Genomic DNA, 15,277 nt, shown 5'->3' on the forward strand with positions numbered 1-15,277 from the left:
CGGAATCCTCACGGCCTCCGCGCGGTCGGTGCTGCGCTCAGTCCTGATGCGGGCGGGGCATGTACCACTCGGTGAAGGCGGTCGCCCGGCCCTCGGCATCCAGTCGGACGATCCAGAGGTTGACGTAGTCGCGCTCGGCCGGATACTTCGTGCGCCCTTCGACCACGACGAACTCATCGTCTTCGCGCACGATCCACCAGTCGAACGACCATGTGCCCGGTTCGTCGAGATCCTCGAGCCACCCTGCGACGATGTCGGCCCTGCCGATGCGCGGCTCGGAGTCGGGGCTGGTGAGGTAGATCGCGTCGTCGCTGAAGAGCGCCGCTATCTGCTGAGGGTCGTTCGATTTCCAGGCCTCGACGTACGCTTCAGTCCACTTCTCTCCTGCGCTGGTCATGTCCTCCGTTCTAGACCCGGGTTCCGACATCGTCAACGGGATGCGACTCGATTTCTCATCGACGATGCACAGCCACTTCCGATCACGGACGCGTAACGTCGGATGCATGACGTCCCTTCAGGTCACCGATGACGCCATCCAGCAGACTCGTGAGCTCCGCGATGAGTTCCAGCGCTTCCTGCGCGAGTACGAGTTCGGGATGCGGGAGGTCGAGACGAAGATCTCGATCCTTCGTGACGAGTTCACCCACCACCACGCGTACAACCCGATCGAGCACGTCAAGAGCCGGCTGAAGACGCCCGACAGCATCGTCGAGAAGATCGCCCGGAAGGGCATCGCCGAGCCGGACTTCGAGCGCATCCGCACCGAGATCACCGACATCGCGGGAGTTCGGGTGACCTGCAGCTTCGTCGCGGACGTCTACCGCCTGTTCGATCTGCTCACCGCGCAGGACGACGTGACCGTCGTCACGGTCAAGGACTACATCGCCACTCCGAAGGCCAACGGCTACAAGAGCCTGCACGCGATCATCGAGGTGCCGGTGTTCCTGTCGACCGGGGCGCTGTCGGTGCCGGTCGAGGTGCAGTTCCGCACCATCGCGATGGACTTCTGGGCCAGCCTCGAGCACAAGATCTACTACAAGTTCTCGAACCAGGTGCCGTCGCACCTCGTCGAGAGCCTGACGGATGCCGCCGAGGCCGCAGCCGAGCTCGACAGCCGCATGGAGCGTCTGCACCGCGAGGCGCATGGCGTGCCGCAGCGCCAGCTCGCGCCGCCGCCCCCGCCGCACGTCGTGCAGGTCTGACCCGCCCCCCGACGACCCGCCACCCCGCGCGGTGTTGCGCGGGGCCGCACGGCCCTGGGAGCATCGACAGGTGGTGAAGACGCAGCTGCCCCCGGTCTCGGATGTCGAGCGCACCCTCGTGGAGCTCCCCGGACTCGACCGCGGTCGTCAGCTGTGCGAGTGCGACCACGGCGATGACGAGGCGTACGCCGCGTGCGGACGCAAGGCGAAGTGGCGGGTGTCGGTCGACTGCGTGTGCGGAGAGAACCACCCGCGTCGCGTCGAGATCCTCTGCTCGAGGTGCCTGCGCACACTGCGCGAACTGCAGGACCGCGACACCATCACCGCACGTCGCCTCTGACCCCGCCGCGTCCCGAGCCGCTCGAATCCGATGCCGCGACCATCCGTTCTCGCCTCCGCTCCGAACAACCCGAGACCACACCGTCCTCGGTGCGAAGGAGCAGACCATGGCACAGCGCAGCACGGCAGAGAAGCGCGACACGAGCGAACGGCCGAGCAGGGGTAAGAGGTTCTTCTTCTGGGCTGCCCTCTCGGGTGTGATCAGTGGACTCGTCTTCCTCGCGACGGCCGAGCTGTTCGCGCTGATCTTCGCGCGCTCGGCCAGCCCCATCCTCGCCGTCGGCGGATTCGTGATCGACATCGTGCCTCAGCCGTTCAAGGAGTTCGCGATCGCGACCTTCGGCGAGTACGACAAGATCGCGCTGCTGGTCGGTCTCGGTCTCGCGGTGGTGATCGCGTCGGCGATCGCCGGCATCCTGCAGCTGCTCCGTCCCCCGCTCGGCGTCATCGCCCTGGTGGTCGCGGGCGCGCTCTCCACCGCGGCGATCGTGACCAGGGCCGGTGTCACGGCCCTCGCCTTCCTGCCCCCCGTGCTCGGAACCATCGCGGGATCCATCATCATCGTGCTGCTGATCCGTCGGCTCAGGGCGTGGAAGGCATCCGTGGTTCCGGTCGCGATGGTCGACCGCAAGGGCGAGACCGCGGATGCCGAGATCGCGGATGCCGAGGCATCGGACGCGAAGCCCGCCAAGGCGATGGGTCGCAGGCAGTTCTTCATCCTCGCCGGCATCGCCAGCGTCTCGGCAGTCGTGGTCGGCATCGCCTCCCGCACCGTGAGCATGACGGTCGCATCGGTCGCGTCGATCCGTGATGCCCTCAAGCTTCCCGCCCCGAAATCGACCGTGACCGTGCCGAAGGGCGCTGAGCTCGACATCCCTGGGCTGACCAAGCTGATCACCCCGAACAAGGACTTCTACCGGGTCGACACCGCATTGACCGTGCCGACCATCGATCCCGAGTCCTGGCGTCTCGTGATCGACGGCATGGTCGACCAGCGCGTCGAGATGAGCTTCCAGGACCTCCTCGACATGGGGCTCGACGAGTATGCGGTGACGCTCACGTGCGTCTCGAACGAGGTCGGCGGAGGCCTGGTCGGCAACGCCGTGTGGCTGGGTGTTCCGCTGCGCGACGTGCTGAAGAAGGCCGGAGTGAAGTCCGGCGCCGACATGGTGCTGTCGAAGAGCGTCGACGGCTACACGGCGAGCACGCCGCTGTCGGCCCTCACCGATGACAATCTCGACGCGATCCTCGCGGTGGGCATGAACGGCGAGCCGCTGCCGCTCGAGCACGGCTTCCCCGTGCGCATGGTCGTCCCGGGGCTCTATGGCTACGTCTCGGCGACGAAGTGGCTCACCGAGCTCAAGGTCACCACGTTCGACAAGGACGAGGCCTACTGGACTCCGCGTGGATACAGCGCCGAGGCTCCGATCAAGTTCGCCTCGCGCGTCGACACCCCGAAGGTCGGCCAGGCCGTCGAGGCCGGTCGCATCCCGATCGCGGGCGTCGCGTGGGCGCAGACCGTGGGCATCGAGCGGGTCGAGGTGCGCATCGACGAGGGCGACTGGATGCCTGCGACGCTGTCGGCCCCGATCAACGAGAACACCTGGGTGCAGTGGTTCATGGAGTGGGATGCCACACCGGGGACGCACTACGTGGCGGTGCGAGCGATCAACAAGAACGGCGATATGCAGATCGAGGAGCGCGCACCGATCGCGCCGAACGGATCGTCGGGCTGGCAGCGGTCGCTCATCCGCGTCGCATGATGCCCGTGCGTCTGTGTGGGGCAGGACCTAGGGTGGAGCCATGACGTCGCTCCCCGCCTGCGTGATCACCGTCTCGGATCGCTCGTTCGCCGGAGAACGCGAAGACAGAGGCGGCCCGATCGCGGTCGGTCTGCTGAGGGATGCGGGGTGGCACTGCCCCGACGCCGAGGTGATCCCCGACGGTGCGGCCTCCGTCGCCGACGCGCTGCGCCGAGCTGTCGCGCGCGGCGTGCGACTGATCGTGACCACCGGCGGAACCGGCGTCAGCCCGCGGGACGAGACCCCCGAGGGCACCCGCAAGGTCATCACGCGCGAGGTGCCGGGCATCGCCGAAGAGCTGCGTCGCAGCGGCCTCGCCGACACCCCGCTGTCGGTGCTGTCCCGCGGCCTCGCCGGTGTCGTCGACCCGGCCGGAGCGCTCGTCGTGAACCTCCCGGGCTCCACGCGTGCCGTGGCATCGGGAGTCCCCGTGGTGCTGACCGTCGCGAGACACGTCGTCGACCAGGTCGAGGGCGGTGACCACGCATGAACGAGGTGCGGATCGCCGCGATCTCCGACCAGAGTCTCGACCTCGACGCGCACCTCGCCGCCGTCGAGGATCCGGCGCTCGGCGGTGTGACGACCTTCATCGGACGGGTGCGCGACAACGACCCGGATGCCACGACCCCGGTGGTCGGGCTCGAGTACAGCTCTCACCCCGACGCCGAGGCCACGCTGCGGCGCATCGCCGAGCAGGCGGCCGCGGATGCCGTGGGCGAGGCTCGCGTCGCGGTGGCCGTGAGTCACCGCATCGGACGACTCGACGTGGGCGATGCGGCCGTCGTGATCGCGGTCGCCGCCGAGCACCGCGCCGAGGCGTTCGAGGTGTGCCGCGCGGTCATCGAGGACATCAAGACCTCGCTGCCCGTGTGGAAGCGTCAGGTCGAGTCCGACGGATCGACGTCGTGGAAGGGAATCGGCGGCTGAGCTGAGCCGGCGAGCTGCTGCTCAGCCCCCGGCGAACGGGGGGAGCACGTCGATCAGCTGTGCGCCGGCGAGCGACCGGTCGTCGTCGCTGCGCACGCCGTCGACCATGACCGCGCAGCGCGGCAGGATGTCGGCGAGAGCCGGGTGCTCGGCGATCACGGCCGCACGGAGCTCCTCGAGCGAGCTCTCGCCACGCTCCTCTGCGTCGACTCCTGCGGCCTCGGCTGCGGCGGCGAAGTAGCGCACGCGGACGGCCGTGGTCAGCGGCGTGGTCATCGGGTCTCTCCCTCGCGCACCCAGTCGCCCGAGCGTCCGCCCGACTTCGCGACGATGCGCACGTCTTCGATGACGACAGAGCGGTCGATGCCCTTGATCATGTCGACGATCGCGAGCGCGCTCACCGAGACGGCCGTGAGCGCCTCCATCTCGACGCCCGTGCGATCGGCGGTGCCGACGGTCGCCTCGACGTGCACACCGTCGTCGACGATGTCGAGCTCGACGCTCGCTCGGTGCACGCCGATCACGTGGGCGAGGGGCAGCAGCGTGGGGGTCGACTTGGCGGCCTGGATGCCGGCGATGCGGGCGACCGCGAGCACGTCGCCCTTCGGCGCCGTGCCGTCACGCAGCGCCGCGATGGTCTCGGGGCTGCAGCGCACGAAGCCCCGAGCGGTCGCGGTGCGGACGGTCGGCTGCTTGGCGGTCACGTCGACCATGCGCGCGTGGCCGGCCGAGTCGAGGTGCGTGAAACTCATTCGACCAGCATGACATCGATCGCATCGCCCACGGCGACGGCCTCGACCTCGGCGGGGACGATCGCGAACGCGCGTGCCCGCGCGAGACCACCGGCCAGATGCGACCCCGAGCCTCCGGCCGTCGCGGGGCGCACCGTGCCGGCCGTGAGGTCGACGACGGCGGGGAGGTACTGGCGGCGTCCGGGCGGGGTCGTCCACGCAGCATCCGCCGTGAAGGATGCACGAGCGCGGTGGATCTCGGAGCGACCCTGCAGGGCAAGCAGCGCCGGCCGCACGAAGACCTCGAACGAGACCGCGACGCTGACCGGGTTTCCCGGCAGCCCGAACACGAGGGCGCCGGAGTCGAGAGCGCCGAACGCCTGAGGTTTGCCGGGCTGCATCGCGACGCTCGCGAACTCGACGGCTCCTCGCCCGTCGAACGCGCCACGGACCGGCTCATAGGCCCCCGCGCTGACGCCACCCGTGAACACGATCACATCGGCGCCGCGCTCGACCGCGGTCGCGGTGACGGTGCGCACGGCCTCGGCATCGTCCGTGACGCGCGCCACGAGAACGACCTCGGCATCGGCATCCGCGACGAGGAGTTCGAGCAGCGGACCGTTCGAGTCGGGGATGCGGCCACGCGCGGCCGGCTCACCCGGTGACAGCAGCTCGCTGCCCGTCGAGACCACGGCGACGCGCGGCGCACGGGTCACCGAGACGGTCTCCACACCCGCGGCGACGGCGGCCGCGAGCTGGAACGCGCCGAGGCGTTCGCCGGCGTGCACGACGGCATCCCCCGCATGCAGGTCGGCGCCGCGACGGCGGACGAATGCTCCCGGTGTCGCCGGGGCCCGCAGTACCTGCACCTCGCCGAGCGAGTCGGCGAGGCCGCCCGCGGTGTCTTCGAAGGGCACGATCGCATCTGCATCCGTCGGGGCCGGTGAACCGGTCATGATGCGGGCCGCTTCGCCGGGGGCGAGGGGAGGGTCGTCCGACACTCCGGCGGGCAGGTCGGCGACCACGCGCAGCACCACCGGGTCGTCTGCGGATGCCGCAGCGACATCGGCGAATCGCACCGCGAAGCCGTCCATCGCGGAGTTGTCGAAGAGCGGGATGTCGTGGGCTGCCGCCGCGGGCTCCGCGAGGGTGCGGTGGGCGGCGTCGCGGATCGCGCGGCTCTCGGCCGGGAGGGTGCGCACGGCGTCGAGGACGAGCGCGAGCTGCTCCTCGACCGTCCGGCGGTTCGCGCCCGCGCCGCTCATGCCGCCACCGCCGATCGGATCGCGATCTCGTGCTGTCGCGCGGAGAGCCCGTCGATCATGGCGAGGCGACCGAGCAGCGGATCTCCGGCGCCGGTGATGAGCTTCACGACCTCGCCCGCCAGCATCCCGCCGACCTGCACGCACAGCGCACCCAGGACCCCGACCTGCGCGCAGCTCGGCGGCTCGCCCTCGGTGCCGAGGGGGAACAGGTCTGCCAGCACGACCGGGGCGTGGCCCTGGGGCGGATTCGACCAGAACACGGTCGCCTGCGCGTGCCATTCCTGCACGGCGCCCCAGACCAGAGGAATGCCGAGCGCCTCCGCTGCGTCGGCGACATCTCGACGGGTCGCGAAGGAGTCGCTGGTGTCGACCACGATGTCGGCGCCCGCGAACAGGCGCTCGGCGTTCTCGGAGTCGAGTCGCTCGGCCGCCGTCACGACGTTTGCTCCGGGCGACAGCGCCAGGATCGCGCGCTCTGCCGACGCCGTCTTGGGCCTGCCGATGTCTTCGACGCGATGCGCGAGCTGACGCTGCAGGTTCGTCAGCTCGACGATGTCGTCGTCGATCACGGTGATGCTGCCGACTCCTGCCGCGGCCAGTGCGAGCAGCGCGGGCGAGCCGAGGCCGCCGGCGCCGACGACGGCGACGTGGGCCGCCGCCAGGCGACGCTGCCCCTCCTCGCCGATGCCGGCGAGCACCGCGTGCCTGGCGGTACGGACGAGTTCGGCCGGGTCGAGAGCGGGTATGGGAGCGACGAGCGGCTGCATGGCACCAGGCTATGCCCCGGGCTCGCCGTTACGGCGGACGCACGGAGATTCGCTGGGAGTTCGGAGGCGGCGGATGCTCGGCGAGCATCGCACTTCCGCTGATGCGGTTTTTTCCTGTTCGAGCATCCGCATCTGCGGTAATGTTCCCTCATGCAGAGCTTTCGGATCTCCCGCGCCGCTCAGTTGCTCGGGGTGAGCGACGACACCGTGCGGCGATGGATCGATCAGGGGCTGCTGCCCACGACCGACGCCGTGCCCGCTGAGATCCCCGGCGACGCGCTCGCCGCCCGTGCTGTGGAACTCGCCGAGGAGGCGCAGGAGTCGAATCACGCGCTCTCGAGCGCCCGCAACCGTTTCGTCGGCATCGTCACCCGCGTGCAGATCGACGGAGTGATGGCGCAGGTCGACCTGCAGTCCGGCCCCCACCGCGTCGTCTCGCTGATGTCGGCCGAAGCCGCCCGTGAGCTGCAGCTCGAGGTGGGCTCGCTCGCCAGCGCATCCGTCAAGGCGACCAACGTCGTGGTCGAAGTACCGAAGGACTGACACATGAACCGCACCCTCCGCCGCACCGTCACGATCGCTCTGACCGCCGCAGCGCTCGCCCTCACCGGGTGCGCTGCCGGCGCGGAGTCCCCGGCGCCGACCGCCACCGACGATGCGGCCGAGAGCTCTCTGAGCGGTGAGCTCACGGTCTACGCGGCCGCCTCGCTCTCCACGGCCTTCGACGAGATCGGCGCGGCCTTCACCGAGGCGAACCCCGACGTGGAGGTCAGCGGCGTGTACGACGGATCGTCGACGCTGGTCACCCAGCTGCTCGAGGGCGCCCCGGCTGACGTGTTCGCCTCAGCCGACGAGGCCAACATGGACAAGCTCGAGGATGCCGCGGTCGATCCGACTCTGTTCGCCTCCAACACTCTCGTGATCGCCGTGCCGACGGGCAACCCCGGCGGCGTGAAGACCCTCGACGACCTGGCCGACGTCACCACGGTGCTGTGCGCCCCCGAGGTGCCGTGCGGTGCGGCATCCGCCACGCTGCTCTCGAACGCGGGCGTCACGGTCGAGGCGGCCAGCCTCGAGCAGAACGTGACCGCGGTGCTGACCAAGGTCGCCGCCTCCGAGGCGGACGCCGGACTGGTGTACGCCACCGATGTGATCGGTCGGGACGACGTCGAGGTGATCGTCCCCGATGGTGCCGACGAGGTCGTGAACCACTATCCGATCGCGGCCCTGTCGGAGGCTCCGAACTCGGCGGCCGCCGCGGCGTTCGTCGCGTTCGTGCTCTCAGACGAGGGCCAGAGCATCCTGGCCGACTTCGGGTTCGGAGCACCGTGAGTGCGGCCGGAGCGCGCGGATACGCGCCGCGCGCACTGGCCATCCCCGCCCTGATCGGTCTCGCGTTCCTCATCCTTCCGTTGGCGGCTCTGGTCGCCCGTGTCGAGTGGTCGACGTTCATCGCCGATGTGACGTCGGAGGCCGCACGATCGGCGCTGCTGCTCTCGCTCGGCACGGGTCTCATCGCCACGCTGCTGTGCATCGTGATCGGCGTGCCCCTGGCGCTGACGATCGCCCGCTCAGGGCCGCGGCTGGCAGCCGTGCTGCGCGCGGCGGTCACGGTTCCGCTGGTGCTGCCGCCCATGGTCGGCGGCGTCGCCCTGCTCTACCTGTTCGGGCGGGCGGGGTGGTTCGGCGGACTCGGGCTCTCGTTCAGCACTCCGGCGGTCATCCTCGCGCAGACCTTCGTGGCGCTGCCGTTCCTGGTGCTGGCGGTCGAGGGTGCCGTGCGCACCTCGGGGGTCGAGTACGAGCGCACCGCCGCCGCACTCGGCGCCGGCCGCTGGACGATCCTGCGCCGCATCACCCTGCCATTGGCCGCCCCGGGGATCGTGGCCGGCGTGGTGCTGTGCTTCGCGCGGGCGATCGGTGAATTCGGGGCCACGGCACTCTTCGCCGGTAACCGCCCCGGCGTCACGCAGACCATGCCGCTGGCGATCTACACCGCGTTCAACGGTGCAGGCGTCACGCAGGGCGCCGCGGTCGCCCTCGCACTGCTGCTGCTGGCCACGGCGATCCTCGTGCTGCTGCTCGTGCGCGGATGGCGGCCGGGGGCTGCTCGATGAGCGCCGTCGAGGGCCTGCGCGCCCACGTGGTCGTGCCTCGGGAGCACTTCACGGTCGATGTCTCGCTGCAGGTGCAGGCGGGGGAGACGGTCGCGGTGATGGGGCCGAGCGGTGCGGGCAAGTCGACGCTGCTGCAGGCGCTCGCCGGGCTCGAGCCGCTGGGCGGGGGAGAGATCTCGGTCGAAGGTCGAGTCGTCGACCGCGTCGCGAAGCCACGGGTGCGCACCGAACCGATGCGCCGCGGTGTCGTGCTGCTGGGGCAGAAGCCGCGGCTGTTCCCCCACCTGTCGGCGCGCGAGAACGTGGCGTTCGGGCCGCGAGCGGCCGGCGTCGAGGCTCGCACGGCGCGAGCTGGCGCCGACGACTGGCTCGCGCGGGTCGGGCTCCCGGGCTCGGGAGGGCGGATGCCGCACGAGCTGTCCGGAGGTGAGCAGCAGCGTGTCGCGGTCGCTCGTGCGCTCGCCGCATCCCCTCGCGTCGTGCTGCTCGACGAGCCGCTCGTGGCCCTCGACCCCGAGACGACCGGAGACATCAGGCGGATGCTGCGCGACCAGCTCGTCTCGACCACCACCGTCGCGGTCACGCACGATGCCGCGGATGCCGTCGCGCTCGCCGATCGGTTGATCGTCGTCGAGGCTGGCCGCGTGACGCAGGAGGGGCCGGTGCGCGACGTGCTCGCCGCACCGGCATCCGGTTTCGTGGCCTCGATCGCCGGGGTGAATCGGCTGGTGGGTGTGGCGAGCGGAGGCGCGTGGCGCAGCGGTGAGGTGCTGCTGACCAGCGCCGATCCGGCGTCGCGTGCGCTCGCAGCGACGGACGGGGCAGCGCTTGCCGCAGTCTTCCGGCCGGGCGATGCGCGGCTCGATGCGTCGGGGGCCGCCGCGGACACATGGGGAGCCGTGGTGACGCGCATCGAGCCCACCCTCGTCGGTGTGCGCGTGCACACTGACGCAGGGGTGGTCGACCTGTCGCTGGCCGCTGCGCGGGGGCTCGCGGTCGGCGACAGGATCCGATTGCGAGTGGACCCGGCGCTGGTGCGGTTCGTCGGGGTCGGCTAGTCCACCCTCCGTACCGGATGGCTGGCGGGATCCCGGATGGCTGATCGGATGCGGCGGAGGATGCCGCCAGGCGGGGGAATCTCAGCCAACCGGTCCCGCCGGAGCCGACCGGCTCAGTGACCTGGCAATATGCCGGTCGTCGTGCCTGCATGAGCCTCGGTGCCGGAGGCGCGGGTAGTCTCGGAACATGTCGGGGAGAGGGAACGAGCGATGACGGCTGTGCCGGTCGTGATCGGGATGCGAGCGCCGAGCGCCGCAGTCCTCGAAGCCGCCGCGCCCGCGTCGCAGGGACTCGTCGACACCCACGGTCGCGTGCACCGCGACCTGCGCATCTCGCTGACCGACCGCTGCTCGCTGCGCTGCACCTACTGCATGCCCGAGCAGGGCAACGAATGGCTCGCTCGCACGAGCATCCTGTCGACCGACGAGATCGTCGAAGTGGCACAGGCCGCCGCATCGCTCGGCATCCGCACCTTCCGTCTCACGGGTGGGGAGCCGCTGCTGCGCGCCGACATCGTCGACGTCGTGCGCCGTGTCTCGGCGATCGAGGGTGACGAGGGCCCCGTCGAGGTCGCGATGACGACGAACGGCATCACGCTCGCGAAGCATCTGCCCGCGCTGATCGACGCGGGCCTCACCCGACTGAACATCAGCATCGACACGGTCGACCGTCAGCGCTTCGCCGACCTCACCCGCCGCGACCGCATCGACGACGTGTTCGAGGGCATCGCGGCAGCGGCGGCATCCGAACTGCGCCCGCTCAAGCTGAACACCGTCGCCATGCGCGGCGTGAACGACGACGAGCTGCCCGACCTGGTCGCCTTCGCGATGGAGGTCGGCGCACAGCTGCGCTTCATCGAGCAGATGCCGCTCGACGCCGGCCACACGTGGGACCGCGCCTCGATGGTCACGCGCGAGGAGATCCTCGAGAAGCTCAGCGCGCGGTGGAGCCTCGAGCCCGTTCCCGGTCGCGGCGGTGCGCCGGCCGAGAAGTGGCGCATCGACGGCGGGCCCCACGAGGTCGGCGTCATCGCCTCGGTCACCGCCCCCTTCTGCGGCGCGTGCGACCGACTGCGCCTGACCGCCGACGGACAGCTGCGCAACTGCCTGTTCTCCAACGCCGAATATGACCTGATCGACGTGCTTCGCGGCGACGAGGCATCCGATGCTGATCAGCGTGCCGAGGGGATCGGTGCCATGCTGCGCTCATGCGTGCACGGCAAGCTGCCGGGCCACGCCATCAACGACCCGTCGTTCCTGCAGCCCGCCCGCGGCATGAACGCCATCGGCGGCTGAGGCTCAGCCGAGGAACTCCCGCGCGGCCGACGACAGCGCGGTGACGCCGACCTCGATGGTCGGGTGGATCACGGGCGCGAAGAACGGCGAGTGGTTCGTGGGGATGTCCTTGTCGAGCGTCCCCGCGGCGGCCGATGCCGCGAAGGTCGCCGCGTCCACCCCGCCCCAGAACCAGAAGACGAGCGGCGCTCCGGTGTCGCGCGCGAACCACGAGACGTCCTCACTGCCGGTGAACATGCCGGGGTCGATCACCGACGCCTCGCCCAATGCACGCTGCAGCGCCGACGTGACGCGTGCCGTGGCATCCGCGTCGTTGATCGTGGGCGGCAGGGTGTGGTCGGTGCGGATCTCGGGCTCGCGCTCGGCGCCGGACGCCGCGGCCTCGGCGCGCACGATGCGCTCGACGCTCGCGAGCACCTTGTCGCGCATCTCGTCGTTCGGGTAGCGCAGGCTCAGCTCGAGCTTCGCCTCGGCGGGGATGATGTTGTTCTTGAGGCCGGCGTGGATCGAGCCGACGGTCACGACCGCGACGTCGCGGGGGTCGACCTCGCGGGAGGCGATGGTCTGCAGGCGCATGACGGTCGCCGCGGCCATGACCACCGGGTCGATCGTCGAGTGCGGGCGCGAGCCGTGTCCGCCGCGGCCGTGAAGGGTGACGGTCAGGCCGTCGGATGCCGCCATCTGCGTGCCGGGTCGGACGCCGATCGTGCCGGCGGGAAGAGGGGTGACGTGCTGTCCGAGCACGATGTCGGGGTGCGGCACGAGGTCGCGAAGTCCGTCGTCGAGCATCGCGCGGGATCCGGCGCCGTACTCCTCGGCCGGCTGGATCAGCACGACCACGGTGCCCGACCAGTCCGCCTTCTCGGCGACGAGCTTCTCCACGGCGCCGATCATCGCGGTGACGTGCATGTCGTGACCGCACGCGTGCATGACGGGAACCGTGTTGCCTGCGGGGTCGATGCCGGTCGCGGTGCTCGCATAGGCGAGGCCGGTCTCCTCGCCGACGGGCAGCGCATCCATGTCCGCGCGTACCCATACGACGGGTCCGTCGCCGTTCTTCAGAACTCCGACCACGCCGGTGACTCCGACGCCCTCGTGCACCTCGAGGCCGAGGTCACGCAGGTGGCCGGCGGCGATGCCGGCGGTGCGCGTCTCCTGGAACGAGAGCTCCGGGTGCTGGTGCAGGTCGATGTAGAGCGCTTCGAGGTCGATCGTCATGGCCCCGAGCCTAGTCGCGGCGGTACGACTCCAGCGCGGGGCCCGGGTTCAGGACGCTGTTCACGATCGCGCGGATCGCGAACTCGCTCGCCTCGCCCAGGTCGAAGACGTCGCGGTGCAGCAGCCACTGCAGCTGCAGGCCGTCCATCACGGCGAGGATGCTGGCCGCGGCCATCGCGATCGTGCCGGTGTCCGTCACGCCCTCCTGCGCGCACAGCAGGGTGAATGCATCCGTGACCTCTCGGCGCAGCGTCGTGTAGCGCTCCTCGAAGTACTCCCGCCCGGGGTGGTTGTCGGTCACGGACTCGGATGACAGCACGGTGTACGCCTGCACGATGCCGGGGCGCCGCTCGTTCGCGATCGCCGTGCGCACGAGGTGCAGGAAGAGCTCTGGCCCGCCGGGGATGTGCTTCTCGGCGAGCTCGGCCACGTCGGCCTGGTCGCGGTAGGCGAGCACCTCGAGCAGCAGCTTCTGCTTCGAGCCGAAATGGTGGAGCACGCCCGCGTGCGTGATGCCGACCTGCTCGGCGACATCGGCGAGGGTGCCGTTGGTCGAGCCCTTGTTGCCGAAGATCTCGACGGCGGCCTTGAGGATCTGCTCCCGCTTCTCACGTGTCGCGGGGCGGACGGTCGCGTGCGCGACGGCATCCTTCGCCATGGTCCCTCCTCTCCTGCACGGAATCCTGCACTGGATCGTACTTGCCAACTCTACTTACCAACGAGTAACCTCGCACCAGCTTACTTTCTCGCCAGTAAGTTAAAACAGGTCGGATGCCCGAGCAGCCGACGACCACACAGCACAATGACCCGTGCCCAAGGAGAAGCAATGAAGCTCAGAAAGTCTTTGATCGCTGTCGCGGCGATCTCCGCCCTCAGCATCTCGGCCCTCGCCGGCTGCGCCGCCGGTGGATCCGATGAGGGTGACGGCGGAGGCAGCGGTGCAGCCCTGACCATCGCCAAGCCCGACGGTGCGATCACCACCGAGTCGAACAACCCGTATGTCGGCGACTCGTCGGCGTCGAAGTACGGCTACGGCAAGGTCATCTTCGAGACGCTCGGCCTCGTGAACCAGACCGGCGACCGCGAGGTCACGCCCTGGCTCGCCGAGAGCATCGAGTGGAACGACGATTACACCGCCGTCACCGTCGTGCCCCGCAAGGACGTCACCTGGAGCGACGGAGAGCCGTTCACCGCCGACGACATCGTCTTCACCTACGAGCTGGTCTCCACGCCCGAGCTCGACACCGCCGGCCTCAAGTTCGAGGGCGCGACGGTCGACGGCGACGCGGTCACCCTCACCTTCGGTGAGTCGAAGTACGTCAACCAGGCCCGCGTGCTGCACGTGCCGATCGTGCCGAAGCACATCTGGGAGAAGTTCGACTCGCCCGCGACCGACCCCGTCAAGGGCGACGACCTGGTCGGCACCGGCCCCTACGCGCTCTCGAACTGGTCGACCGAGTCGGTCACGCTCGAAGCCCGCGACGACTACTGGGGCGGCGACCTCGCAGTCCCCGAGCTGCACTACGTCTCGTACGGCGACAACACGGCTCTCACCACCGCTCTCGCCCAGGGCGAGGCGGACTGGGCGCAGGCGTTCATCCCGCAGATCCAGGAGCAGTTCCTCGACGCCGACCCCGAGCACAACAAGTTCTTCGTCGCGCCGACCACCGGCTCTGCCACGCTGTTCATGAACCTGCAGCAGAAGCCGTTCGACGACGTCGCGTTCCGCAAGGCTCTCTCCTGGGTGATCGACCGCGACGCCTACGTCGACATCGCGCGTGAGGGTGCCAGCGAGCCCGTCTGGTCGGTGACAGGTCTGTCGTCGATCCTCGAGGACGAGATCCAGCCCGAGTTCGAGGGCGAGGACTACTCGGTCGATGCCGAGAAGGCCCGCGGCATCCTCGAAGACGCCGGCTACACCTGGAAGGACGACGCGCTGGTCGACCCCGACGGCACTCCGGTCTCCTTCACGCTCTCGGTGCCCTCGGGCTGGAGCGACTGGAACACCGCGCAGGAGCTCATCGCCGAGGACATCACCGAGTCGATCGGCGCCGAGGTCAAGATCGACATGCCCGACTGGGGCGGCTGGGCAGGGCCCCGCGATGACGGCAGCTTCTCGGCCATCATCCACTGGCTCGAGGACAGCGGCACGGCCTACGGCCTCTACACCTCGACGATGGACCCCCGCTGGATCTCGCCCGAGGGCATCGCCGGGTTCAACTTCGGACGCTTCGAAGACCCTGCTGCCACCGAGGCGCTGAACGCCTACGCGAACGCGTCGTCCGACGACGTGCGCACCGAGGCGATCACGACGCTGGAGCAGATCTTCGTCGACCAGGTGCCGGCGATCCCGCTCGGCGCCCACCCGCTGCTCGGCGAGTACAACACCCGCAACTACGTGGGATGGCCGTCCGAGGACGACCCCTACGCCTCGGGTGACCCGACGCAGCAGAACATCGTGATGATCCTCACGAAGCTGAAGCCGGCCGAGTAAGCAGTCCACGGAGGGGCGGATGCGACCGCATCCGCCCCTCCCACCGACCTCCCGACCGACG

General features: G+C 69.9%; 18 protein-coding genes. 11 read left to right on the plus strand and 7 right to left on the minus strand.

The window, feature by feature from the left end:
* Positions 1-37: 37 nt before the first annotated feature.
* Positions 38-397 carry a nuclear transport factor 2 family protein gene (locus JOF42_RS04550; protein ID WP_210096774.1) on the minus strand — a complete coding sequence of 120 codons (360 nt, stop codon included), beginning with the start codon at positions 395-397 and terminating at the stop codon, positions 38-40.
* A gap of 106 nt (positions 398-503) precedes the next feature.
* Here JOF42_RS04550 and JOF42_RS04555 point away from each other — a divergent pair, with 106 nt between their 5' ends.
* From JOF42_RS04555 to JOF42_RS04575, 5 genes are all read left to right on the plus strand, one after another.
* Positions 504-1,202, plus strand: a complete 699-nt coding sequence (locus tag JOF42_RS04555) for a GTP pyrophosphokinase (RefSeq protein ID WP_210096775.1) — start codon at positions 504-506, stop codon at positions 1,200-1,202.
* Positions 1,203-1,272: 70 nt separating this feature from the next.
* On the plus strand, positions 1,273-1,542 hold the full coding sequence (locus tag JOF42_RS04560) for a hypothetical protein (RefSeq protein ID WP_210096776.1): 270 nt from the start codon (positions 1,273-1,275) through the stop codon (positions 1,540-1,542).
* A 106-nt stretch (positions 1,543-1,648) separates the two neighbouring features.
* On the plus strand, positions 1,649-3,304 hold the full coding sequence (locus JOF42_RS04565) for a molybdopterin-dependent oxidoreductase (protein WP_210096777.1): 1,656 nt from the start codon (positions 1,649-1,651) through the stop codon (positions 3,302-3,304).
* 40 nt (positions 3,305-3,344) lie between these two features.
* The gene (locus tag JOF42_RS04570) at positions 3,345-3,833 is read left to right on the plus strand and encodes a MogA/MoaB family molybdenum cofactor biosynthesis protein (RefSeq protein WP_210096778.1); all 489 of its coding nucleotides are present in this window, start codon (positions 3,345-3,347) and stop codon (positions 3,831-3,833) included.
* On the plus strand, positions 3,830-4,270 hold the full coding sequence (locus JOF42_RS04575; protein ID WP_210096779.1) for a molybdenum cofactor biosynthesis protein MoaE: 441 nt from the start codon (positions 3,830-3,832) through the stop codon (positions 4,268-4,270). Before JOF42_RS04570 ends, JOF42_RS04575 begins: the two co-directional genes overlap by 4 nt.
* A 21-nt stretch (positions 4,271-4,291) precedes the next feature.
* Here JOF42_RS04575 and JOF42_RS04580 read toward each other — a convergent pair whose 3' ends face one another.
* From JOF42_RS04580 to JOF42_RS04595, 4 genes are read right to left on the minus strand one after another with little or no spacing between them, the layout of a single operon-like run.
* Positions 4,292-4,546 (minus strand): MoaD/ThiS family protein, encoded by a 255-nt coding sequence (locus JOF42_RS04580; protein WP_210096780.1) that lies wholly within the window; start codon positions 4,544-4,546, stop codon positions 4,292-4,294.
* Positions 4,543-5,022, minus strand: coding sequence for a cyclic pyranopterin monophosphate synthase MoaC (moaC, locus tag JOF42_RS04585; RefSeq protein WP_210096781.1), 480 nt, complete (start codon positions 5,020-5,022; stop codon positions 4,543-4,545). The genes JOF42_RS04580 and moaC overlap by 4 nt, the downstream gene beginning before the upstream one ends.
* Positions 5,019-6,266: a molybdopterin molybdotransferase MoeA gene (locus tag JOF42_RS04590; RefSeq protein ID WP_210096782.1), complete on the minus strand. Its 1,248-nt coding sequence runs from the start codon at positions 6,264-6,266 to the stop codon at positions 5,019-5,021. Before JOF42_RS04590 ends, moaC begins: the two co-directional genes overlap by 4 nt.
* Positions 6,263-7,033: a HesA/MoeB/ThiF family protein gene (locus tag JOF42_RS04595; protein WP_210096783.1), complete on the minus strand. Its 771-nt coding sequence runs from the start codon at positions 7,031-7,033 to the stop codon at positions 6,263-6,265. The genes JOF42_RS04590 and JOF42_RS04595 overlap by 4 nt, the downstream gene beginning before the upstream one ends.
* Positions 7,034-7,183: 150 nt before the next feature.
* Here JOF42_RS04595 and JOF42_RS04600 point away from each other — a divergent pair, with 150 nt between their 5' ends.
* From JOF42_RS04600 to moaA, 5 genes are all read left to right on the plus strand, one after another.
* Positions 7,184-7,576 carry a TOBE domain-containing protein gene (locus JOF42_RS04600; RefSeq protein ID WP_210096784.1) on the plus strand — a complete coding sequence of 131 codons (393 nt, stop codon included), beginning with the start codon at positions 7,184-7,186 and terminating at the stop codon, positions 7,574-7,576.
* Positions 7,577-7,579: 3 nt separating this feature from the next.
* Positions 7,580-8,365 (plus strand): molybdate ABC transporter substrate-binding protein, encoded by a 786-nt coding sequence (modA, locus tag JOF42_RS04605; protein ID WP_210096785.1) that lies wholly within the window; start codon positions 7,580-7,582, stop codon positions 8,363-8,365.
* Complete coding sequence (gene modB, locus JOF42_RS04610) at positions 8,362-9,150, plus strand: molybdate ABC transporter permease subunit (RefSeq protein ID WP_210096786.1); 789 nt, start codon at positions 8,362-8,364, stop codon at positions 9,148-9,150. The genes modA and modB overlap by 4 nt, the downstream gene beginning before the upstream one ends.
* Positions 9,147-10,208: a sulfate/molybdate ABC transporter ATP-binding protein gene (locus JOF42_RS04615; protein ID WP_245340724.1), complete on the plus strand. Its 1,062-nt coding sequence runs from the start codon at positions 9,147-9,149 to the stop codon at positions 10,206-10,208. The genes modB and JOF42_RS04615 overlap by 4 nt, the downstream gene beginning before the upstream one ends.
* A 210-nt stretch (positions 10,209-10,418) precedes the next feature.
* On the plus strand, positions 10,419-11,504 hold the full coding sequence (gene moaA, locus JOF42_RS04620; RefSeq protein WP_210096788.1) for a GTP 3',8-cyclase MoaA: 1,086 nt from the start codon (positions 10,419-10,421) through the stop codon (positions 11,502-11,504).
* A 3-nt stretch (positions 11,505-11,507) separates the two neighbouring features.
* Here the strand turns inward: moaA and JOF42_RS04625 are convergent, their stop codons facing one another.
* A complete protein-coding gene (locus JOF42_RS04625; protein WP_210096789.1) occupies positions 11,508-12,722 on the minus strand; it encodes an amidohydrolase in 1,215 nt (404 codons plus the stop codon).
* Positions 12,723-12,732: 10 nt separating this feature from the next.
* Positions 12,733-13,380: a TetR/AcrR family transcriptional regulator gene (locus tag JOF42_RS04630; RefSeq protein ID WP_210096790.1), complete on the minus strand. Its 648-nt coding sequence runs from the start codon at positions 13,378-13,380 to the stop codon at positions 12,733-12,735.
* Between the two features lie 168 nt (positions 13,381-13,548).
* On the opposite strand from JOF42_RS04630, the gene JOF42_RS04635 reads away from it, so the two are divergent.
* Positions 13,549-15,216 carry an ABC transporter substrate-binding protein gene (locus tag JOF42_RS04635; protein ID WP_210096791.1) on the plus strand — a complete coding sequence of 556 codons (1,668 nt, stop codon included), beginning with the start codon at positions 13,549-13,551 and terminating at the stop codon, positions 15,214-15,216.
* The last annotated feature ends 61 nt before the right edge of the window (positions 15,217-15,277 follow it).

Source organism: Microbacterium phyllosphaerae (assembly GCF_017876435.1).
Taxonomy (GTDB): domain Bacteria; phylum Actinomycetota; class Actinomycetes; order Actinomycetales; family Microbacteriaceae; genus Microbacterium; species Microbacterium phyllosphaerae.

Coding starts and splice junctions, on each gene's coding strand:
- moaC (WP_210096781.1), bottom strand. CDS start 5,022: ATGAGTTTCACGCACCTCGACTCGGCCGGCCACGCGCGCATGGTCGAC.
- JOF42_RS04575 (WP_210096779.1), top strand. CDS start 3,830: ATGAACGAGGTGCGGATCGCCGCGATCTCCGACCAGAGTCTCGACCTC.
- JOF42_RS04570 (WP_210096778.1), top strand. CDS start 3,345: ATGACGTCGCTCCCCGCCTGCGTGATCACCGTCTCGGATCGCTCGTTC.
- JOF42_RS04595 (WP_210096783.1), bottom strand. CDS start 7,033: ATGCAGCCGCTCGTCGCTCCCATACCCGCTCTCGACCCGGCCGAACTC.
- JOF42_RS04600 (WP_210096784.1), top strand. CDS start 7,184: ATGCAGAGCTTTCGGATCTCCCGCGCCGCTCAGTTGCTCGGGGTGAGC.
- JOF42_RS04635 (WP_210096791.1), top strand. CDS start 13,549: ATGAAGCTCAGAAAGTCTTTGATCGCTGTCGCGGCGATCTCCGCCCTC.
- JOF42_RS04615 (WP_245340724.1), top strand. CDS start 9,147: ATGAGCGCCGTCGAGGGCCTGCGCGCCCACGTGGTCGTGCCTCGGGAG.
- JOF42_RS04565 (WP_210096777.1), top strand. CDS start 1,649: ATGGCACAGCGCAGCACGGCAGAGAAGCGCGACACGAGCGAACGGCCG.
- JOF42_RS04555 (WP_210096775.1), top strand. CDS start 504: ATGACGTCCCTTCAGGTCACCGATGACGCCATCCAGCAGACTCGTGAG.
- JOF42_RS04580 (WP_210096780.1), bottom strand. CDS start 4,546: ATGACCACGCCGCTGACCACGGCCGTCCGCGTGCGCTACTTCGCCGCC.
- JOF42_RS04590 (WP_210096782.1), bottom strand. CDS start 6,266: ATGAGCGGCGCGGGCGCGAACCGCCGGACGGTCGAGGAGCAGCTCGCG.
- JOF42_RS04625 (WP_210096789.1), bottom strand. CDS start 12,722: ATGACGATCGACCTCGAAGCGCTCTACATCGACCTGCACCAGCACCCG.
- JOF42_RS04550 (WP_210096774.1), bottom strand. CDS start 397: ATGACCAGCGCAGGAGAGAAGTGGACTGAAGCGTACGTCGAGGCCTGG.
- moaA (WP_210096788.1), top strand. CDS start 10,419: ATGACGGCTGTGCCGGTCGTGATCGGGATGCGAGCGCCGAGCGCCGCA.
- JOF42_RS04630 (WP_210096790.1), bottom strand. CDS start 13,380: ATGGCGAAGGATGCCGTCGCGCACGCGACCGTCCGCCCCGCGACACGT.
- modA (WP_210096785.1), top strand. CDS start 7,580: ATGAACCGCACCCTCCGCCGCACCGTCACGATCGCTCTGACCGCCGCA.